16 protein-coding genes and 1 tRNA gene are annotated in these 21,145 nt (G+C 35.1%); 14 read left to right on the top strand and 3 right to left on the bottom strand.

Annotation, left to right across the window (positions count from 1 at the left end):
- The first annotated feature begins 175 nt into the window (after nt 1-175).
- The 7 genes from OPS21_RS02170 (at nt 176) to rnc (ending at nt 7,307) form a co-directional block, all read left to right on the top strand.
- Nucleotides 176-2,458, top strand: coding sequence for an AAA family ATPase (locus OPS21_RS02170; protein ID WP_264336823.1), 2,283 nt, complete (start codon nt 176-178; stop codon nt 2,456-2,458).
- A gap of 56 nt (nt 2,459-2,514) precedes the next feature.
- The gene (locus OPS21_RS02175; protein WP_264336824.1) at nt 2,515-3,474 is read left to right on the top strand and encodes a molecular chaperone DnaJ; all 960 of its coding nucleotides are present in this window, start codon (nt 2,515-2,517) and stop codon (nt 3,472-3,474) included.
- A 35-nt stretch (nt 3,475-3,509) separates the two neighbouring features.
- Entirely contained in the window at nt 3,510-4,400 is an 891-nt protein-coding gene (locus OPS21_RS02180) for a class I fructose-bisphosphate aldolase (RefSeq protein WP_264336825.1), read from the top strand.
- Nucleotides 4,401-4,405: 5 nt separating this feature from the next.
- A tRNA-Cys gene (locus OPS21_RS02185) sits at nt 4,406-4,477 on the top strand.
- Nucleotides 4,478-4,584: 107 nt separating this feature from the next.
- On the top strand, nt 4,585-5,382 hold the full coding sequence (locus OPS21_RS02190; protein WP_006015735.1) for a hypothetical protein: 798 nt from the start codon (nt 4,585-4,587) through the stop codon (nt 5,380-5,382).
- A 72-nt stretch (nt 5,383-5,454) separates the two neighbouring features.
- Complete coding sequence (locus OPS21_RS02195; RefSeq protein ID WP_264336826.1) at nt 5,455-6,522, top strand: quinone-dependent dihydroorotate dehydrogenase; 1,068 nt, start codon at nt 5,455-5,457, stop codon at nt 6,520-6,522.
- A 92-nt stretch (nt 6,523-6,614) separates the two neighbouring features.
- On the top strand, nt 6,615-7,307 hold the full coding sequence (rnc, locus tag OPS21_RS02200) for a ribonuclease III (RefSeq protein WP_026092689.1): 693 nt from the start codon (nt 6,615-6,617) through the stop codon (nt 7,305-7,307).
- 52 nt (nt 7,308-7,359) lie between these two features.
- Here rnc and OPS21_RS02205 read toward each other — a convergent pair whose 3' ends face one another.
- From OPS21_RS02205 to OPS21_RS02215, 3 genes are read right to left on the bottom strand one after another with little or no spacing between them, the layout of a single operon-like run.
- Nucleotides 7,360-7,959 carry an SCO family protein gene (locus OPS21_RS02205; protein ID WP_264336827.1) on the bottom strand — a complete coding sequence of 200 codons (600 nt, stop codon included), beginning with the start codon at nt 7,957-7,959 and terminating at the stop codon, nt 7,360-7,362.
- Nucleotides 7,960-7,994: 35 nt separating this feature from the next.
- Nucleotides 7,995-8,699 carry a DNA polymerase III subunit epsilon gene (gene dnaQ / locus OPS21_RS02210; protein WP_264336828.1) on the bottom strand — a complete coding sequence of 235 codons (705 nt, stop codon included), beginning with the start codon at nt 8,697-8,699 and terminating at the stop codon, nt 7,995-7,997.
- 14 nt (nt 8,700-8,713) lie between these two features.
- Complete coding sequence (locus OPS21_RS02215; RefSeq protein WP_264336829.1) at nt 8,714-9,373, bottom strand: Tim44/TimA family putative adaptor protein; 660 nt, start codon at nt 9,371-9,373, stop codon at nt 8,714-8,716.
- Between the two features lie 164 nt (nt 9,374-9,537).
- On the opposite strand from OPS21_RS02215, the gene secB reads away from it, so the two are divergent.
- The 7 genes from secB to nuoG all read left to right on the top strand — a co-directional run bounded on the left by secB (nt 9,538) and on the right by nuoG (nt 20,832).
- Nucleotides 9,538-10,041, top strand: coding sequence for a protein-export chaperone SecB (gene secB / locus OPS21_RS02220; protein WP_265027693.1), 504 nt, complete (start codon nt 9,538-9,540; stop codon nt 10,039-10,041).
- 6 nt (nt 10,042-10,047) lie between these two features.
- The gene (acnA, locus tag OPS21_RS02225) at nt 10,048-12,669 is read left to right on the top strand and encodes an aconitate hydratase AcnA (RefSeq protein WP_264336831.1); all 2,622 of its coding nucleotides are present in this window, start codon (nt 10,048-10,050) and stop codon (nt 12,667-12,669) included.
- Nucleotides 12,670-12,790: 121 nt separating this feature from the next.
- Entirely contained in the window at nt 12,791-15,931 is a 3,141-nt protein-coding gene (putA, locus tag OPS21_RS02230) for a bifunctional proline dehydrogenase/L-glutamate gamma-semialdehyde dehydrogenase PutA (RefSeq protein WP_264336832.1), read from the top strand.
- Nucleotides 15,932-16,097: 166 nt separating this feature from the next.
- A complete protein-coding gene (locus tag OPS21_RS02235; protein WP_064085711.1) occupies nt 16,098-16,739 on the top strand; it encodes a protocatechuate 3,4-dioxygenase in 642 nt (213 codons plus the stop codon).
- A gap of 135 nt (nt 16,740-16,874) precedes the next feature.
- Nucleotides 16,875-18,332 carry a leucyl aminopeptidase gene (locus tag OPS21_RS02240; protein ID WP_265027743.1) on the top strand — a complete coding sequence of 486 codons (1,458 nt, stop codon included), beginning with the start codon at nt 16,875-16,877 and terminating at the stop codon, nt 18,330-18,332.
- A gap of 242 nt (nt 18,333-18,574) precedes the next feature.
- On the top strand, nt 18,575-18,787 hold the full coding sequence (locus OPS21_RS02245) for a hypothetical protein (protein WP_264336834.1): 213 nt from the start codon (nt 18,575-18,577) through the stop codon (nt 18,785-18,787).
- Entirely contained in the window at nt 18,784-20,832 is a 2,049-nt protein-coding gene (nuoG, locus tag OPS21_RS02250; protein WP_264336843.1) for an NADH-quinone oxidoreductase subunit NuoG, read from the top strand. The genes OPS21_RS02245 and nuoG overlap by 4 nt, the downstream gene beginning before the upstream one ends.
- Nucleotides 20,833-21,145 lie beyond the last annotated feature (313 nt).

The raw sequence follows: 21,145 nt of genomic DNA on the forward strand, positions 1-21,145 counted from the left end.
TCTTAATTCTGCTGCTTATAACGTTTTGAGATTATCACAACGGTATAATGTTAGGCTGTGTGGACTATAATCTGTAGCTTAATTCAATTTGGCTACAACGAGCTGCTAGATTTCAGTTTTTTTAATAATTGTGTGCTACTAATTATATATAGATTTACACTTTTAAAGAGAATAGATGATTTCTAAAAATTTAGAGGCAAGTTTAAATAGAGCGTTACAGATTGCTTCTAATTGTAAGCTTAAATATGCAAAAGTGGAACATTTGTTGCTAGCATTAACCAAAGATTTGGATGTAAATTATGTTTTATCAAGATGTAACATCAGAGCTGATGAAATCATAAATATAGATAATATTATATTAAGAAATGGTCGTGGTAATAATATAAAAGGTTTTTTGCAAGACAACTCCGAATTAACTGTCAATAAAATTGAGCCTGATTCGCTATTTCAATGCATAATACATAAAGCCATGATACGGGCTCATCGCTTAGGGAGAAAAGAAATAAATGGAGCAAGTGTTCTATTGGAGATTCTGTCTTCTGAACAAGGTTCATACGTTGAAGATCTATTGCGCAAACGAAATGCAAAGGATTCTAATTTGATTGATAATATATCTAATATAAGATATTCAGATGATGTAGAAGAATACATAGCTAATCGCAAGATAAAACTTGATAAAAATAACGATATCTCTACTGTAGCAAATAAAGGTGAATTATTAAAAGATGAAGAAGTTCTACAAAATTATTGTAGAAATTTAAATGATTATGCAAGAAGCAAAAAAATAGATTATATCATTGGTCGTGATTATGAATTAAATCGCACTATAGAAATCTTACTAAGACGCAGAAAGAATAACCCTTTATATGTCGGAGAACCAGGTGTTGGTAAAACAACAATAGTTGAAGGTTTGGTGTTGAAAATTATTGAAGGCAGCGTTCCGAGTGCACTGAGATCCAGCACAATTTATGCTTTGGATTTAGGATCACTTCTTGCAGGAACACGCTATAGAGGTGACTTTGAAGAGAGAATAAAATCTATAATAAAAGTAATTGAGGCAAAACCTGGTGCTATTCTTTTTATTGACGAAATACACACTATTATTGGAGCAGGTTCAACAAGTGGCAGCTTTCTTGATGCTGGCAATCTGCTTAAACCTGCACTTGCAAGAGGTGCGTTGCGTTGTATAGGTGCAACTACATATAGAGAATATAGCAATAGCTTTGAAAAGGATAAAGCATTAGCAAGGAGGTTTCAAAAAATTAATGTAAAAGAGTCTTCTATTAATGATACAGTAAAGATACTAGATGGTATAAAGCATTACTATGAAAGGTATCATGGAGTATATTACACGAAACATGCCATTAAATCTGCAGCTGAACTTTCACACAAGTATATTACTGGGCGAATATTACCTGATAAAGCAGTTGATGTTATAGATGAAGCAGGGGCGTATTGTAAGTTACAAAAAAACAGGCGAAAAATTATAAACAGTAGAGATATTAAGAATACTATCACTAGGATTACAAACGTACCTTGCGAGCTTGATGATGTGCAAAGAGTAAAATCTTTGAAAGAAAATCTCAAGAAAGCCATTTTTGGTCAAGAGCAAGCGATAGAGTCTCTTGTTAATTCTATTAAAATTGCTAAATCTGGTCTGAGAAGTTACAGTAAACCCTTGGCAAATTATCTTTTTGCAGGACCAACTGGCGTAGGTAAGACTGAGCTTGCAAAGAAATTAGCACAGAATATGGGTATGAACCTTATACGATTTGATATGTCCGAGTATATGGAACCTCACACAATATCTAGAATGATTGGTTCCCCTCCTGGATATGTGGGTTACGACCAAGGTGGATTGCTTACAGAATCTGTATCTAACAATCAATATAGTGTGGTACTTCTTGATGAAATTGAGAAAGCTCATAGTGATATTTACAATATATTACTACAAGTCATGGATTATGGTTATGTTACAGATACTTACGGGCGTAAAGTTAATTTTTCCAATACAATTTTAATTATGACAACCAATGCAGGTGCATTTGAGCGTAGCAAAAGTTCTATTGGCTTTGGGTATAAGGACTTTAATATTGGTGATAGCGAAAAAGCAGTAGAACGGATTTTTAGCCCTGAATTTCGTAATCGCTTGGATGCAGTCATTTCTTTTTCTGACCTCAATTTAGATGTCATTTTGTATATTGTGGATAAATTTGTTCAAGAATTGAAAAAGCAACTTATGCAAAAGGGCATAAGTTGCTCAGTCGAAGAGGAAGTAAAGTTTTATCTTGCACAAACTGGCTACAGCAAAGAAATGGGAGCACGTCCGATAGAGAGGTTGATTGAAAAAGAGATAAAAAGTCATTTGGCTGAAGAAATGCTGAATCGTCAATTAATCAAAGGAAAGAAATTAAGGATTTATATGGATAAACAAGAAATTGCTTTTGATATAGTTTAAATTCTTACTTGAGTATTAAATTTGTAGTATAGTCACTATTTTTTAATGAGGCTATAGTGGCAAGTTTAACCAGAAATCAATATTACAGTAATCAAGATTTACAGAACTTATTTTCAAGGCTGGGAATAAAAGCAGAAGAAGTAATAAGCCAGGAGTTTGATGATGTACTTAAGTTAGTTGAGCGGCACTTTAGAAGAGCTTCATTAAAATGTCACCCTGATAAAGTAGTAGGAGAGAAAGAGAAAAAAATAGCTGAAGAAAAGTTTAAAAAACTTAGTGCAGATAAAGATAAGCTAGAGAAATATCTTAACGACTTAAAAGCAGCTGGCATATCTATAACATTACAGCGAGAAGTGCAGGAAAAACAAAGGAGAATCAATGAGATTCTATTGCGTAGAGAGAAAGCTGTGAATAGAGCATGTTTATTTTTTATATTAGCAAATGTGGTACTTGGTCCGTCGCCTCAAGTCAAATATTGCTTATCACAACTTGCTAACAGTGGCAAAGTGCAAAATATTGCTTATAAATTTTATGCATTCAGCATCGGAGTTTGGCCATGGTTATTTATTATATCCTTTTGTAGTATTATCTATGCAGCAAGTAAACAAAGAGGCTCACAAGAAGGAAATATGGATAGATTCAACCGAAGGTTTAATTTACTTATTGCTGCTGATAATTATGTGATATGTATTGCAGTAGCGTTTGCTGTGTGCAGTTTAGCATCGGAAATTGCACAAAATGGCTGGCCTGTTCAATATGGAACAATGCTGATAGTTAATTTGGCATTGGATTTATTATTGATTGCTTTACTTAGAACTTTTACGAAAGCTTCTGAATTATATAGTGAGCACTGCATCCAGCGTTTATACGAAGAAGATGCAGAATTTAGCTACAAGGAAAAGTTTGCATGGTATGACTATAAATTAGTGCTTATGTCGCTCATTCTTCCTATTGTTAAAATGTATTTTGAAGATTTAATTCAAGAAAAACCACAAAGGTCTTTGCTTCAACTATAGTTTTTGCTACACTTTAAGTAAATTTGAAGATATTAATGAGTGAAGAAGTAAAACAAATCCTAAGTTATTACGAAAGTGAAAATCCTGGAGTAAAAGCAAATCTTGCTCGTATTCTTATGCATGGAAAACTTAGTGGAATTGGCAAGTTAGTAATTCTTCCTGTAGATCAAGGATTTGAGCATGGGCCAATAAAAAGTTTTGAAGTTAATCCTGATGCTTACGATCCGCATTATCATTTTCAGCTTGCAGTTGATTCGGGAGTAAGCGCGTACGCTGCTCCGCTTGGTATGATCGAAGCTGGTGCTTCAACTTATGCTGGAATGCTACCACTTATTTTGAAGCTTAATAGTGCTAACTCCTTGCACTCGAAAAACTTAACTTCTGATCAAGCAATAACTGCTTCTGTAAAAGATGCGCTGCGTTTGGGTTGCGTAGCTGTTGGGTTTACTATATATCCTGGTTCTGCTAAGTGCTTCGATATGATGGAAGAAGCTCGCGAAATTATAGCTGAGGCTAAGTCTTGCGGCCTTGCCGTAGTGCTATGGTCTTATCCACGCGGTGAAGGAATTTCCAAAGAAGGTGAAACAGCAGTTGATGTTATTGCCTATGCTGCGCATATAGCGGCTTTGCTCGGTGCCAACATAATAAAAGTAAAACTTCCAACCAATCATCTGGAAAGAGAAAAAATAGAAAATATTGAATCATTATCTAAAAGAATTGAATATGTTAAAAGATCTTGTTTTGCAGGGAAAAGAATAGTAGTTTTTTCTGGTGGCGAGTCAAAATCAGTGAATGACATATGCAATGAAGCGAAAGAAATTAAGCAAGGCGGTGGTAATGGTTCAATTATCGGGCGTAACACTTTTCAAAGAAAAAAAGAGGATGCTTTATCTATGCTAAAAGATATAATGGATATCTATGCATAAAAAACGGCTGGGTGGCAGAATGGCTTATGCGGAGGACTGCAAATCCTTTTATACCGGTTCAATTCCGGTCCCGGCCTCTTACTCCAATTAGATCGTTTTTTCTTCTGAAATTTTAACAAGAAGTGTGGCTTTTAATGAAATATTTAAAAAAATAAGATACTATATTCAAAATATAAGCAGTAAAATGCCAAAGAGATTAACAGAAGTTTTATTATTGATTGGTTTGCCCTTCTTGCTTACCAGTTGCACTTTTCACTATTTATTAAAGAGCTCGTATACTCATCTTGCACCAGAAAAGTACCCTTCATCCAACAAACAGCCGGTTTACGTCGGTACAGCTTACAGTGCACAGACTATATATAATGCGTTATTTAATGACTTTCTGTTAATAGGTAAGTCATCATTCACAGCCAAACATGGGCGTGCTAGTCAATATGTTAACTATGGAAGAGAAGTTGGAGCAGATGTGATAATCGTATCATTTCAAAATATGCAAAAGGATAAAGAGCATTTTAGCATCACAGAAAAACTATTATGGGACACAAGCTTAACAACATTTCATACAAGGACCATTATAAACTTTGATCAGGACGTACTCTTTCTAAAAAAGGTAGGTGATGCAAAAGCTCCATGGGAATATGTCAAAGGAGAGTTCAAGCTTCACGAAAAAGACGATACTGATCCATATCTAGGGAATTGGGTAGGGTATAGAATATGCAAGATTGCAATATCTTCTTCAGAAGATGAATACTTAGGATTTGTAAATGAAGATAATTGTAAAGAAAAATCTGGAATAAATAAGATGCTTGCTTGGAAAAATGGGGATGTAAGGTTGCGGATTAATAAACAATCAAAACAGGGATTTTATTTAAATCGAAATAAGATTCCTATACTAATAAAATCTCAAATTAACAAATTTGGCTACCTCGAATTAGTAGATAAAAATACTGATCAAGTTCTGGTTTCCCTTCAGAAAAATTAGTTTTTACTACTCATAGAAACTATATACTTACTATTTTGATAAACCTCAAGCTTTCTAAGTTATTCTTGTTGCATGGTAAAAAATAAACTAAAAATAAGCAAAGTGTTTTACAAAATGATATTACGTAATTTATTGTTTTTACTGCCGCCTGAAATCGCTCACTCCTTGGTAATAACGGCGTTAAAAAAGATGCCCTGTAGGAAACCTATAGAACTACCTAAGTCTTTAAATGTAAACTTTTTTGGTAATAAAATTAGGAGTCCTGTAGGTCTTGCTGCAGGTTTTGATAAAAATGCGGAAGTTGTAAAGCCGATACTCTCATTTGGTTTTGGATTTATTGAGGCTGGTACTGTAACTAAACATCCCCAATATGGAAACAAAAAACCGAGAATTTTTCGATTAATTAAAGATGAAGGAATAATTAATAGATTGGGATTTAATAATAAAGGAGTAGACTATTTTCTTAAACAGATAAGTAAAACTAAACTTGGTGATTGTATTTTTGGTATAAATATAGGAAGAAACAGTACATCAAAGGACCAAATCAGCGATTATGTTGACTTAATAAAGATAGTATATGGAAAGAGCAATTATATAGTACTGAACATCTCATCCCCAAACACACCTAACTTGCGCGATTTGCACAATAAACAAGAATTATCCAAATTGTTGAAATCTATCACTCTAACCCGGAAATCAATCGATAGCTCTGAATCCATACCGATAATATTAAAAATTTCTCCAGATATAGATCAGCAAACAAAAGAAAATATCGCTGAGCTTACACTAGAATATAAAATTGACGGCTTAATAGTAAGCAACACTACGATAAGTCGAGATTCTTACTATAATGAGAGTGGTGGGTTGAGCGGCAGACCATTGTTTCAACTTTCAACCGAGTTATTGAGTGATATGTACAAGCTTACTAAGAGCAGGATTCTATTGATAGGATGTGGGGGAGTTTCAAGTGGTATTGACGCATATGAAAAAATAAAGGCAGGAGCCTCTTTAGTACAACTGTACACTGCTCTCGTATATCAGGGGCATCAAGTTGTGAACAAAATCAATCTGGAGCTTGCAGAATTGGTAAAAAGAGATGGATTTAGTAACATTACTGAAGCAGTGGGTTGTATACATTAATTTTGGAAGTTATTGATATTGTTTTAGTAAAGTAGAGCTAACTTTTTAGTGTAAAGGTATGATAGGGAGTGCTTTTCTTTTGAATGATGAACATGAAAGTTTTGAACGATATAATATCTAAAGTTATTAATTATAAATTTACAGATCATGCAATATTAGAAGAGGCATTAACCCATCCAAGCGTAAATAAAAGGAATAGCGAAGACCAGATCGTAAGCTACGAAAGGCTAGAGTTTTTGGGCGATAGTATTTTGAACATGGTTGTATCTGCTATGCTGTTTAAAATGTTTCCTGAAGAAAAAGAAGGAGCATTGGCAAAAAGAAAAACGGATCTAGTTTGTGGCAGTACCATTGCTAATGTTGCTAAAGAAATAGAGTTAGGTAACTTTATCATAATGAATAATAGTGAACGTTGCAACGGAGGGAAATGTAACTTAAAAAATTTAGAAAATTCGCTTGAGGCACTAATAGGTGCAATTTATATTGACGGTGGACTTGAGAGTGTTGAAAAATTTATTATCCAACATTGGGAAAAGCTAGCTAAAGACATCCTCGATCCTCCTCAAGATCCTAAAACTTCACTGCAAGAATGGACTCAGAGAAATAAATTACCTTTACCAAAGTATGAGCTTGTAAAACAAACTGGACCAGCACACAATCCTGAATTTACTATATCAGTTTGCATAGAGAGTTATGACAAAGTTTCTGCATGCGCTCCTAGTAAGAAAATTGCTGAACAAAAAGCTGCTGAGTTGATCCTAGAAAAAATTAAAAAAACGACTTAGTTTAATCAAAACAGCCGTTAGCATAAATTTAAAGTAAGCTAAGCTCTTTAGTTCAGCTTACATATTTTTTTATCTCAGCCAGAATCTTATCAGATTGACTTTCATCTGAATTTAAATCAGCTACAAAGTGTGTGACATATTTTCCTTCAGGGCCGATAAGGTATATTATTGAAGAATGGTTAATTTCCTCTTCTCCACCTACTTTGTTTGCATATACTTTATACTTTGCAACTACTTCATCTATTTTTTGTCTTTCACCAGTTAGCATTTGTATTCTATGGTCAAATTGCTGCTGAAATTCTTTAAGCCTTTCTATGTTATCGCGCTCAGGATCAACTGTGATAAAAAATGTTTGTATCTTATTGTCAGTTTTCTTATCTAACTTTGCAAGTGTTTCTGAAATTATTCCGAGGTTCATAGGGCAAATTCTTTTGCATGAGGAAAATCCGAAAAAAATCATCATATACTTATTTTTAAAATCACTACTGCGTACTGTTTGTCCGTCTTGATTAATCAAAGAAAAATCCCCACCTATTTTAATTTCTGTATTTTGTGAAACAAATATGCCTTGCTTGGTAAAATAACAATAACCTAAGAAGACAGCTGCTACTATTATTAATAAACCAGACAATAACCTTATGAATTTTACCATTAAAGCGTTTCCAATAAAATTAAATCATATCTTGATTAGCTGATTGATTCAACATATTCCTTCCAAAGTGGATTGTTAATTTTATCTAACAATTTCTTATGCTCATCAATTTCTTCGCTGCTTGGTGAATGTTCTCTGCGAGCTAAATTTCGCACTTTATGCTGAATAAACGTAGAGCTATTGTCCTGATCACATTTACTATTAAACAAAAAGGTTTGCAATCCTCCTGTAAGCTCAACGTAGACCTTTGCAAGCAATTGAGCATCAACTAATGCTCCGTGCAACTCTCTACCTTCCAGCGATATGTCAAAACGTTTACATAATGCATTTAAAGAAGCAGGTGATCCTACAAACTTTTTTCTTGCAAGCGGCAATGTATCTAGCACTCTATCTGAGGAAATTAACCTAGCATTTAACTTGCCTAACTCCATATTAAGGAACTTAACATCGAATTCAGCATTATGAATCACCAAAATGTCATTAGATATGAAGTTGAGAAATTCAAATGCAACATCTGAAAATAGTGGTTTATCCTCTAAAAACTCCTCACTAATACCATGAATCTTAAATGAGTGGTAAGGTACATCTCTTTCTGGATTAAGATATCGATGAAATGTTTTACCTGTTGGAACACGATTAATTAGTTCTACACATCCTATCTCGATAATTCGATGGCCAGACTCAGTGTCAAGACCTGTAGTTTCAGTATCAAGTACTATTTCTCGTAGCCTACTTTCCATCGGTGTAACTAATCTTACTTGTCATTTGCTGTTAAATTTTTATCGGTACTTGCCTTCTTGTAGTTAATGGAAACAAGCAACCAGGTTGGATCTGATGAATTAATATTTTTTTTGAATTGCCATACATCCTCAACTTTGTTAATAGTAGACATACTACCTGATATGATATCTCCTTCATTATTCTTAACGAAGTTAATTTGCTCTGAAAGGAAATATACTGCAATAAATATTACGTTTTTTACTAGCTTTATTTCTAAGATCTTTTGTAAAACGATAGAAACAATTATAGACTCGTGTATCTCTTTACGATGCTTAATCTTATCCACAAAGCTGTTATACAAATCTTTGTCCAGAAGGGATTTTAATTGAGGTAAATTCCCTTGGTTAAAATATTTAATTATTAATTCAAAAGCTATGCTTGAACCTTCTATAAAATTGGAAATAGAGAACTCTCTGTTTTTTTGTAATATTTGTTTATAAGTAGCTTCTATTGAACTTTTGTCGTTGCTATAAATATAATCTTCGATATTTTCTACCACATCCTCTTTACTTTGACTTGCATCCAATACAACTGTTAGCTTTTTTAGGTTGAGACTGGCTGATCTTCCTAAAGAATTGTATAAGCGTGAAAAAATAAACGCCGCTAGTAAAGCATATATTACAAGCTCTATCATGGTAACTTAACCCCTTGGTATATAAAGTATCTAAATATTATTAATTATTGATAAAAATATGTTTTGCATATTAGCCTATAGTTAGGTTTGCTATTCGTTTATAAATGAATATATTATATAAGAAAGTATTAAATATCTCAACTTAATTAAAGGAGAAGTAAGAAATGTTACAACACAAAATGAAAATTCATGGTCAGTATGTCAAAGATCTTTCGTTTGAGAATCCAAATTCGCCATTCCTTTCTTCTAGTAAAGCTCCCGATATTAATGTAACGGTTAATATTAATTCAGCAAAATTAGAAGGAACGGAAAGCAAAGAAGGAATAAATGAAGAAAAACCTTTTCATGAAATTACTTTGCATATAGAAGTCAAAGCGACGGTAAAAGATGAAGATATAAAAAATGGTATAGCTTTCATTTGTGAGATAAAGTATTGTGGTATTTTTTCAATAGAAAATTTGAAAGAGTTGAGTAAAGAGGAAGTAAGACAAGCTTTGTTTATTGGCGGGCCTACTTTTCTTTTTCCTTTTGCAAGAGAAGTAATTGCAAGAACAACAAGTAGTGGTGGGTTTCCTCCACTTATGCTAGATCCTATAGATTTTGAAACTATGTATCAGCAGCAAAGTCAACAACAAAAAAGTAGCGCTAGTAATTCCAATTTTAACTAATACAGGATGAACAATTCTTTAAATGCAAAGACGACTTTAAATATTGATGGAAGGTTATATAACTACTTTAACCTAAGTAACGCTGGTAAATTCTTAGGAGTAAATTTAACCAAATTGCCTTGTTCACTCAAGGTATTGCTTGAAAATTTATTGCGCAACGAAGATGGAGTAAGCGTTAAATTAGATGACATAAAGATATTAGCAAATTGCGTCAAGAAACACATTAATCACGAAATTAGCTACAAGCCAGCAAGGGTTTTGATGCAGGATTTCACAGGAGTTCCTGCTGTCGTTGACTTAGCTTCAATGCGTAATTATGTGAAGAAAAACAGAGGTAACCCAAGCAAAATAAATCCATCTGTAACTGTTGATCTTGTGATCGATCACTCTGTTCAAGTAGATAGTTATGGAAGCACTTCCGCATTCAGTAAAAATGTTGAGCTAGAAGTAAAAAGAAATTTGGAGAGATATCAATTTTTAAAGTGGGGAGAGTCGTCCTTCACAAATTTTAGAGTAGTACCACCAGGTACTGGAATTTGCCATCAAGTAAACCTTGAGTATTTAGCGCAAGTTGTGTGTAATAATGATGGGGTCATATATCCTGACACTTTAGTTGGTACTGACAGTCACACTACAATGATTAACGGGTTATCAGTCCTTGGTTGGGGTGTTGGAGGCATAGAAGCTGAGTCTGTGATGCTTGGTCAACCAATTAGTATGGTGATTCCAGAAGTAGTTGGATTTAAATTAATTGGCAGACTACCGGAAGGAGTAACTGCGACTGATTTAGTGCTGACGGTTACCAGTATCCTAAGAACAAAAGGTGTTGTTGGTAAATTTGTAGAATTTTATGGTGATGGTTTAGATTATTTATCTCTAGCAGACAGGGCCACTATAGCTAACATGGCCCCAGAGTATGGTGCAACTTGTGGGTTTTTTCCAATTGATCAGAAAACACTCGATTATTTACATTTAACAGGGCGACCAGAAGAGCTGATCAAATTAGTTGAAGTCTATTCAAAAGAGCAGGGATTGTGGCGTAGCAGTAATGAGTTAGCATTTTTTGACACACTAGAGCTTGATTTATCAAGCGTAAAGCCAGTGATGGCTGGTCCTAAAAGACCACAGGATAAGATTTTCCTTTCAGAAGTAGCGGAATCTTTTTCTACATCTTTTCCTATTAATGAGACAAACAGACTTCCGTTGGAACCTATCTATGGCGATCAGCTCCAGAGTGGCAGCGTAGTGATTGCAGCAATAACAAGCTGCACTAACACCTCAAATCCAAGTGTGATGATTGCTGCAGGTCTTGTAGCTCGTAATGCAATTAAACTTGGATTAAAATCAAAGCCTTGGGTTAAAACTTCTCTTGCTCCAGGGTCACAAGTTGTGACAGAATATTTAGAAAAGTCTGGATTGCAGGTAGATCTAAATGCTTTGGGTTTTAATCTAGTTGGATATGGCTGCACAACTTGCATTGGAAATTCTGGTCCACTTAATAAGGATATAGAGGATGATATAAAAAACAAAAACTTAACTGTTGCTGCAGTTTTGTCTGGCAATCGTAACTTTGAAGGAAGAATTCATCCGTTAGTCAAAGCTAATTACTTGGCATCTCCGCCACTTATTGTTGCATATGCACTTGCAGGCACTGTGCAAATTGATTTGACAAAAGATTCAATATGCAAAGATAAGAATGGAAATGATGTCTATCTCAAAGATATATGGCCAACAAATAATGAAGTTGAGAGCTGTGTTAAAAGTGTTGTGACGCGTGAAATGTTCATACAAAAGTATAAGGATGTTTTTTCTGGTGATGAGCATTGGCAAAAGATAAAGTGTGAGAAAGGTGAAATCTATGATTGGGACGCGAAAAGCACTTATATACAAAACCCTCCCTATTTTGATAATTTATCGACTAAGAACAATGGAAGCAACATAGTTGATATAAAGAATGCGCAAATACTAGCGATGTTTGGCGATAGCGTCACTACCGACCACATTTCCCCTGCTGGAAATATTGCCTCAAATAGTCCTGCAGGCATATATTTAAAAGGTCTTGGAGTTGAACCGCAAGATTTCAATTCATATGGATCTCGCCGCGGTAACCACAACGTAATGATGCGTGGAACCTTTGCTAATATCAGAATAAGAAATAAAATGGTGAGCGCTGAGGGTGGCTATACAAAACATATTCCTTCTCAAGAAACTATGTCAATTTTTGATGCAGCAATGCAATATAAAAGAGAAGCTGTTCCATTAGTTGTCATTGCAGGAAAAGAATATGGTACAGGTTCAAGTAGGGATTGGGCAGCAAAGGGTACTGCATTACTGGGAATTAAAGCTGTGATTGCAGAAAGTTTTGAACGCATACATAGGTCCAACTTGGTCGGCATGGGTGTTCTTCCACTTATATTCCAAAATGGAATAACCAGAAAGATATTTGATGGTAGTGAGATAATAAGCATAAAAGGTGAAATAGTATCAAATGGAAATCTAGAATGTATCATTAAAAGACAGGATAATTCAAAGCAATCAATACAACTCAAATGCTGTGTACAAACCGCAACTGAGATTAAATACTTAATGAGTGGTGGAGTGTTAAGCTACATACTTCTTTCGACTTAGTAAAAGTAAGTACTAGACTTCTTTTAGCTCCAGCCCTGGTCCTTTTAAATAATGATTTGTTCTATGCGAAGTTATGATATAATTTTACCTTACATATAGTAAAGGTGTTTTATAGATAATTATGATTAGCTCTATACAAGAACCTAATGAACTCAGAAAACGTTTACAAGGATTTTATCGTACTGATGAAAAAAGCTGTGTACGTTATCTTGTAGAAAAAGTAGAACTTTCGGTTGATTCGAAAAACAGAATTTACAATATTGCAAAACAAGTTATTGAAAAAATCAAACACAATAAATTAAGTATTGTAGATTCCTTTATGCAGCAATATTCGCTTTCCAATGATGAAGGAATAGCATTGATGTGCCTTGCTGAATCGCTACTTAGAATACCAGATGATTACACAATAGACGAATTGATCAAAGATAAAATTACCAACCAAGAATGGAATAAACACTTGGGGCGTTCCTCTTCATTGTTTGTTAATGCTTCCACATGGAGCTTGATGATAGGTAGCAGTATATTGAGAGATAATGAAGGCGATTCGAAGTTCTATTACGCAATTTCTAAGTTACTTAAGAATTTAGGAGAACCGATCATTCGCAAAGCAGTAAAACAAGCAATGTCTATGCTTGGTAATCATTTTGTTGTTGGAGAAACCATAGAAGAAGCTTTAAGATATGCAAAACTAGATGACAATAGTAAGTTTTTATACTCTTTTGATATGCTTGGCGAAGCTGCTCACACAGCTGAAGATGCAGAAGAGTGTTTTGATTCATACATGCACTCAATAAAAGCTATAGGTGCAACTACTGAAGTGAATGATTGTTTTAAATCCCATGGAATTTCAATAAAACTTTCTGCTTTGCACCCACGTTATGAATTTGGTCAATTTGACCGAATTGCTGGTGAGATATTTACTAGGGTTTTAGAGCTCTGTCGTGAAGCAAAAAAATACAACATTTCACTATGCATAGATGCAGAAGAATCAGAAAGACTTGAGATGTCATTAGTTTTATTCGAGCAACTGCGTCTTGATGAGTCACTTTCTCAGTGGGGAGGGCTTGGCTTGGCTGTACAAGCATATCAAAAACGTGCTTTATCTGTGCTTGATTTTGTTGAGGATGTTGCTATCCGATCAAAGCATAAAATTATGGTGAGGCTTGTGAAAGGTGCATATTGGGACTCAGAAATCAAGTGTGCACAAGAGCTAGGGTTAAGTGGTTATTCAATATTTACAAGAAAAAGCTATACTGATGTATGCTACCTTGCGTGTGCACAGAAGCTTTTAAGCAAAGTAAATCACTTTTACCCATGCTTTGGAACTCATAATGCCTATACTTTTGCTACTATAATAGAGCTTGCTGACAAAGATCATCCTGGATTTGAGTTTCAGCGTTTACACGGAATGGGTGAGGATTTATATGATTATGCAATGTCAGAACTTGCAACAAGCATCAGCTGTCGTATATATGCACCAGTTGGTAAACGTAGTGATTTATTAACATATCTTGTTAAGCGTCTTCTTGAAAATGGAGCTAATAGTTCGTTCGTCAATCAAATAAATGATCCTAACGTTAAAATTGAAGAATTAGTCTCGGATCCATTAGAAAAAGCTAAAAGTTTAGAATATGAACCTCATCAAAACATTCCATTGCCACAAGATATTTTTGGAGAGGAAAGAAAAAACTCCTTGGGGATGGATATTAGTGATTCAATTACAGTTTCGCAATTTGCAAATGATATAAAAAAATTTAGTGAAAAGAAATGGCAAGTTGGGCCAATAATTGATGGAAAGGCACTACTTGATAGTGCTGAATTTATCGAAGTAGTGAATCCTGCACATTTGGAAAATGTAATTGGAGAAGTGTCAAGTACAACAAGCGCTCAGGCTTTAAATGCTCTTGAAATAGCACATAGTGCTTTTACTAAGTGGCAGAATATTTCAGCAGAAGAGCGCGCTAAATGCCTTGAAAAAGCTGCAGATTTGCTTGAGGAAAGGATGAAAGAGTTGGTTTACATTCTGATCTTGGAAGCAGGAAAAATTTTATCCGATGCAATAGCAGAAGTAAGAGAGGCAATCGACTTTTTGCGCTATTATGCAATGATAGCAAAAAACGAACTGAATGACTGGAAAAAATTGCCAGGTCCAACAGGTGAAGATAACTTCATCTTTTTTGAGGGCAGAGGAGTTTTCTTATGCATATCACCGTGGAATTTTCCACTTGCTATCTTCATTGGGCAGGTTTCAGCTGCACTTGTAGCAGGTAATGCAGTGCTGGCAAAACCGGCAGAGCAAACGCCGATTATTGCCTATGAAGCCGTTAAGATACTACACGAAGCTGGAATACCAAAAAATGTATTACATCTTGTTCCAGGAGATGGTCGATATTTAGGTAAAATATTAGTGCCAGATAATAGAATTTCCGGTGTAGCTTTTACCGGCTCAACACAGACCGCTCAAATAATTAATAGAATGCTTGCCAGCAGAGATGGTCCTATTGTGCCACTTATCGCTGAAACTGGTGGATTAAATGCTATGATTGTTGATAGTTCTGCTCTTTTAGAGCAGGTAACTAAGGATGTTTTAATTTCTGCATTTCGCAGTGGCGGTCAACGTTGTTCTGCTCTCAGAGTGCTATTTATTCAAGAAGATATAGCAGAAAAACAGATAAAAATGATATGCAATGCAGCTCAAGAACTAAAGATAGGTGACCCAATACAACTGAGCACAGATATTGGTCCAATAATTGACAAAGCATCTATTGATATGCTCACTAAACATACGGAAAAAATATCAAGGGATGAAGATTCAAACCTTTTGTCCAAGGTACCCATGGATACAAATTCTTATAATGGTTATTTCTTTCCTCCGTACATTTATGAGATACAAAAAATTTCGCAATTAAAGCAAGAAGTGTTTGGGCCTATTTTACATATCATACGTTTTAATAAGTTGCAGTTAAATGAAGTTATAAGTGATATAAACAATACAGGATATGGACTTACGTTTTCTTTGCAAAGCCGTGTACAAAGTAAGATCGATTTAATAAGCAAGAAAATATCAGTTGGAAATGTATACATCAATCGCAATCAAATAGGTGCAGCAGTTGGAATGCAACCATTTGGCGGTAGAGGACTGTCAGGTACCGGACCAAAAGCTGGTGGTCCTAATTATCTGCAACGTTTTTCTATAGAAAAGGTTGTAAGTGTCAACACTACAGCATGTGGCGGTAACATTACACTTGCGTGTTTGGATTGATTTGCAATTTCTAAATTGGAAGTCCGTGCAGTTGTGTATGCAGTACTAAAACCTAAAACTCATACACTGAAAGGATAGTTGTGATTCTAAGGAGGATTCAAAGAAAGTCTTGTCTTTAATAAAAGAAAAAGGTTGCTATAATTCTGATAAAAGCACTATAAACAAAATGAATGTAAAAAATATCTTATTAGCGTTTTTAGTACAATTTATATTCGATTTGTCATTATTTGCGGCTGATCCTATTTTGCTTAATTGTATTGAAACTCCAGGGATTTATGATCTTGAAACAAGGCCAAAAAGCTTTAACTCTTCAAATAATTTAAGAAGAAAACCTGGCTCTCCAAATAATGCAGCAGGAGAATTAATAAATGTAGTGGGTAGAGTTACTGATGTAAATTGCTTACCGATACAAAATGCTGTGGTTTCTATATGGCACGCAGACTCACTTGGCATGAGCTATTATGATGAAAATGTGGAGCTTGATCCAAATTTTGCTGGATCAGGAAGATTTGTAGTAAATAACCTTGGCTATTATAATTTTATTACAATAGTACCAGGTAAAATTGGTGATAGGGCTCCACACATCAACTTTTTGGTCCAACATCCAGATTTTCCAGAATTCACAACACAAATGTTTTTTGCTGATCATAATTGCGATAACTGTGATGATCTTCTTCTTGGTAATCTTATTGAGAGTGGACTTGCAAGCCTTCTGATAGCACCATTTACTTATAACAATCAGGCCATGAAGACCTACACATTTAATATAACCCTAGGTGGGCATAACAAATTTTCTGATAAAAGATAAAGCCCTTGCATATCAGGGGAGTTCATAGTAGTCTTAAGCGCTATTGTACTTAAAATGTATATGAAAAATATCTTACTAATGTTTTTACTATGTTTTATGTGCAGCTTACAATTATTTGCAACGGAGATGTCAACGATGAAGATAACAATTTCTAAAGCTTTACCCGATTTTGAGACGCTAGTGGTAGGTTTGTTTGAGGGTGATAAGCTCATAACTAATGTTCTACAAGATAAGCAAGCTATAGATAACATCAAGAAATTTAGTGGTTTTAATGGAGGTTTTGGTGAATTTTTCTCCGTTACTTCATCAGAGGGAAAAAATATTATAGTTGCTGGTCTTGGAATGAGAGATGAATGGGATGAAAGCAAAGGATTAAATATTGGTGGTAAAGTATATTGTGAGCTAAGCAGATTAAGAATCAAGCGAGCAGCTATTTCAATCGAGGGCAGTACAGCAAATGTTGCATATGGAGCATTTCTGCGCAGTTTCAAGTTTAATAAGTATAAAACTAAAAAGGATGAAAAAATTACAGAAGTAGAGGAAATTACATTATTAGTAAAAGATGAACAGTTAAGTAGCATTGAAAAATCATTTGAGCGTTTAAAACACGAAGGTGAAGGTATCTTTCTTGCACGTGCTTTTACTACTGAGCCACCTAATATTTTATATCCAGAGTCTTACGCTAATCGTATAAAAGCTGAACTTACTAAACTTGGTCTTGAGGTTGAAGTGCTTGATAAAAAGCAAATGGAAGAGAAAAAAATGGGAGCCCTGCTTGGAGTAGCGCAAGGAAGTAGTAAAGAGCCAAAGTTAGTGGTGATAAAATGGAATGGGGCTTCTCAAGAACAAAAACCAATAGCTTTTATAGGCAAGGGTATAACGTTTGACACTGGTGGAGTGTCACTTAAACCCTCACGCGGTATGGAGTCAATGAAATATGACATGGCAGGTTCTGCTACTGTAGTAGGAGTGATGCGTACTCTAGCTGGGCGAAAAGCAAAAGTAAATGCAATTGGTGTGGTTGCACTTGCAGAAAATGCAGTGGATGGTAATGCTCAAAGACCGAGCGATGTAGTCACTTCAATGTCTGGACAAACAATAGAAATATTAAATACCGATGCAGAGGGAAGACTAATACTTGCGGATGCTTTATGGTATACACAAGATAGATTTGCACCGAAATTTATGATCGACCTTGCAACTTTAACTGGTGCTATAGTGGTTGCACTGGGAAATAATGAATATGCTGGTCTTTTTTCAAATAACGATGAATTAGCGAATCATCTGATTGATGCAGGAAATGAAGTAAATGAAAAATTATGGCGCTTTCCTATGAATGAAACTTATAACAAAGTTATTGATTCGCCGATTGCTGATGTACAAAATATAGCTCCTGCAGGTTCTGGTGGAGATAGTATAATGGCTGCACAGTTTCTGCAGCGTTTTGTAAACGACACTTGCTGGGCACATTTAGACATTGCAGGCACTGCTTGGCACGAAAAAGGCACTGATATTTCTCCAAGAGGGGCAGTAGGTTTCGGTGTAAGATTGCTCAATAAGTTGGTTGAGAAATACTATGAGGTTAATAATTAAGGATCTTTGTATTGAATTTATAGCTTAATTTACGGCTGCATGAATGTCTATTGATAAGACGTAGAAAATGATATCATCTTCTTTTTGGGGAATTCTAAAGTTGTGTACTTGAGCAGCATCAAGAGAAAGTATTTTGTTCAAATGATGATTGTAATGATGGCCTATTAAAACTTTAAAGCTATTTAGCATTGACGGTGTATACTTAAGTGTTAAAATAAAATAAGAAGTTTTTAGGAGTTTATATGGCAGCAGGTGGGAAAGCGAAAACAGCTAGTAAAAATAACCCTACTCAACGTAAGAAAGCTGAACAAAAAATGTATAAGGATAAACCGGTAAAACCGGTTAAGTATATAGACCGTGATTCACGTATGAACTATATGTCTGCTCAATACGATAACGGCAATCTAGTTGAAGATGAGGTAAGTGGTAACCCTATAAAGTGGGAAGCTGTATAGTGAAAGTTACTATTAATTCTAAGGAATGTGAAGTAGAGCATGGGCTCACTATAATCCAAGCTTGTGAAGCTGTGGGCATTGAAATTCCACGTTTTTGTTATCATGAGCGTTTAGCAATTGCTGGTAACTGCAGAATGTGTTTAGTTGAAGTGGAGGGTGGTCCTCCAAAACCAGTAGCTTCCTGCGCAATGCCAGTTGCAGAGGGTATGGTGATTCACACCGACACTACCAAGGTAAAAAAGGCACGTGAAGGAGTGCTCGAGTTTTTACTAATTAATCATCCACTTGATTGTCCAATTTGTGATCAAGGTGGTGAGTGCGATTTGCAAGATATAACAATGGTTTATGGAAAAGGAATAAGCAGACTTGATGAGCATAAAAGAGCTGTGCCAAAAAAACATTTTGGTCCGCTGGTTGAAACTGCAATGAATAGATGCATTCATTGCACTCGGTGTGTTAGATTCTTGTCTGATGTTGCAGGTACAAACGAACTTGGAGGAATCGGAAGGGGAGAGAATATAGAGATTAGTACTTACATAAAAAGGCATATTAGCTCTGAATTATCTGGGAATATTATAGATCTCTGCCCTGTGGGAGCCTTAACTTCAAAGCCTTACTCTTTTACAGCGCGCCCATGGGAGCTATCACATTGCGAAACTATAGATGTGCTGGATGCTGTAGGAAGCAGTATTAGAGTTGATTATCGTGGTCCTGAAGTTATGCGAATATTGCCAAGACTCAATGAAGAAGTGAACGAAGAATGGATATCAGACAAAACTCGTTTTGCTTACGATGGACTCAAAGTACAACGCCTCGATCGACCTTATATAAAAAAAGAGAGCAAATTAATTCCAGTTGATTGGAATGAAGCATTGGCTTTTGCTGCAAAGAAACTAAAGAATACGAAATCAAACAAAATAGCTGCAATTGCAGGTGATTTAGCAGATTGTGAGTCTATGCTTCTACTCAAAGAAGTGATGCAGAAGCTTGGTTCGGGGAATATAGACTGCAGGCAAGATGGTGCAAATCTTATATCAAGTAATCGTGGATCTTATGTGTTCAATACCACTATCGAGGGTATAGAAAATGCAGATTTATGTCTGCTTATAAATACAAATCCAAGGATAGAAGCACCAATCATTAATGCAAGATTGAGAAAGAGATATTTACAAGGCAATTTTCCTATTGCAAGCATTGGCCCTAACGTTGAGTATTTATACCATGTTGAGAGGTTAGGCAATAACCCAAATATCTTAGACGAAATAGCAAAAGGAAATCATAAATTTTGCAAGTTGCTGAGTGTTGCCTCAAATCCTATGCTCATCATCGGTCAAGATGCATTAGTAAGAGATGATTCTGAATCAATTTTAGCGCTAACTGGCAAAATTGCAGAAAAATTTAACATGATCAGAGATAACTGGAATGGCTTTAACGTACTACATAAGGCTGCAGCAAGGGTTGGTGGACTAGATATTGGATTTGTTCCTAGCAAAGGTGGAAAAGACATTAATCAGATACTAAAGCAGGCAGAAAGTGGTGAGGTGGAAGTTGTTTATCTTCTTGGCGCAGATGAAATTGATACATCAAAATTAGAAAATACATTTGTAATTTATCAAGGACATCATGGTGATAGGGGAGCGCATATAGCAGATGTCATTCTACCTGGAGCTGCATACACAGAAAAATATGCAACTTATGTAAATACTGAAGGGCGAGTACAGAGAACAAATTTAGCTGTTTTTCCTCCTGGTGAAGCAAAGGAAGATTGGTTGATTATAAAAAATTTATCCCAATATTTGGGTCTTTCCTTGCTATATGATAGTTTATTTGATGTTAGGAAAAAATTAGACACTATTGGTCCACAGTTTAGAAATGCTGATCAAGTGGTAAAAAACACATGGGTGCCAATTAGCAATGATGGGATAAGCTTAAGTAATACACCTTTCACTTTAAAGGAGTGTAATTTTTATATGACGGATTCAATCAGTCGCGCTTCAAAAATAATGTCAGATTGTACTAAGGATTTTTATGAACAATCTACTTAATATTTTATTTATTCTAACACCATTATTACTGATAATTCTGGTATATTTTCAACGAAAATTAAACTCTATATTTTTGTGTAAAGAACAAAATGCATTAGAAAAACAGTTCGTTTATAAGCTACTTTATTTTATCAATGATATTATTGTACTATTTACTGAAGGATATGTATGGATGGCAATAACATTTATTATAGTTACCGAGGGAAGAGGGAATTATTTGCCTCTCACAATGATCTTAATTATGATGTCACTAGTGTCATTCATATTCATATCATTTTACTATTCTATTAAGCTAAATGCTGTACAGAAAAAT

It is taken from the genome of Wolbachia endosymbiont (group B) of Chorthippus parallelus, from assembly GCF_947251815.1.
Classification (GTDB): domain Bacteria; phylum Pseudomonadota; class Alphaproteobacteria; order Rickettsiales; family Anaplasmataceae; genus Wolbachia.

What these genes read in the sequence shown, in the direction of transcription:
- OPS21_RS02235 (WP_064085711.1), top strand. Translation starts at nt 16,098, where the DNA reads ATGAATGTAAAAAATATCTTATTAGCGTTTTTAGTACAATTTATATTC.
- putA (WP_264336832.1), top strand. Translation starts at nt 12,791, where the DNA reads ATGATTAGCTCTATACAAGAACCTAATGAACTCAGAAAACGTTTACAA.
- dnaQ (WP_264336828.1), bottom strand. Translation starts at nt 8,699, where the DNA reads ATGGAAAGTAGGCTACGAGAAATAGTACTTGATACTGAAACTACAGGT.
- OPS21_RS02245 (WP_264336834.1), top strand. Translation starts at nt 18,575, where the DNA reads ATGGCAGCAGGTGGGAAAGCGAAAACAGCTAGTAAAAATAACCCTACT.
- OPS21_RS02215 (WP_264336829.1), bottom strand. Translation starts at nt 9,373, where the DNA reads ATGATAGAGCTTGTAATATATGCTTTACTAGCGGCGTTTATTTTTTCA.
- OPS21_RS02180 (WP_264336825.1), top strand. Translation starts at nt 3,510, where the DNA reads ATGAGTGAAGAAGTAAAACAAATCCTAAGTTATTACGAAAGTGAAAAT.
- secB (WP_265027693.1), top strand. Translation starts at nt 9,538, where the DNA reads ATGTTACAACACAAAATGAAAATTCATGGTCAGTATGTCAAAGATCTT.
- OPS21_RS02170 (WP_264336823.1), top strand. Translation starts at nt 176, where the DNA reads ATGATTTCTAAAAATTTAGAGGCAAGTTTAAATAGAGCGTTACAGATT.
- acnA (WP_264336831.1), top strand. Translation starts at nt 10,048, where the DNA reads ATGAACAATTCTTTAAATGCAAAGACGACTTTAAATATTGATGGAAGG.
- OPS21_RS02195 (WP_264336826.1), top strand. Translation starts at nt 5,455, where the DNA reads ATGGTAAAAAATAAACTAAAAATAAGCAAAGTGTTTTACAAAATGATA.
- OPS21_RS02205 (WP_264336827.1), bottom strand. Translation starts at nt 7,959, where the DNA reads ATGGTAAAATTCATAAGGTTATTGTCTGGTTTATTAATAATAGTAGCA.
- OPS21_RS02240 (WP_265027743.1), top strand. Translation starts at nt 16,875, where the DNA reads ATGAAGATAACAATTTCTAAAGCTTTACCCGATTTTGAGACGCTAGTG.
- rnc (WP_026092689.1), top strand. Translation starts at nt 6,615, where the DNA reads ATGAAAGTTTTGAACGATATAATATCTAAAGTTATTAATTATAAATTT.
- OPS21_RS02190 (WP_006015735.1), top strand. Translation starts at nt 4,585, where the DNA reads ATGCCAAAGAGATTAACAGAAGTTTTATTATTGATTGGTTTGCCCTTC.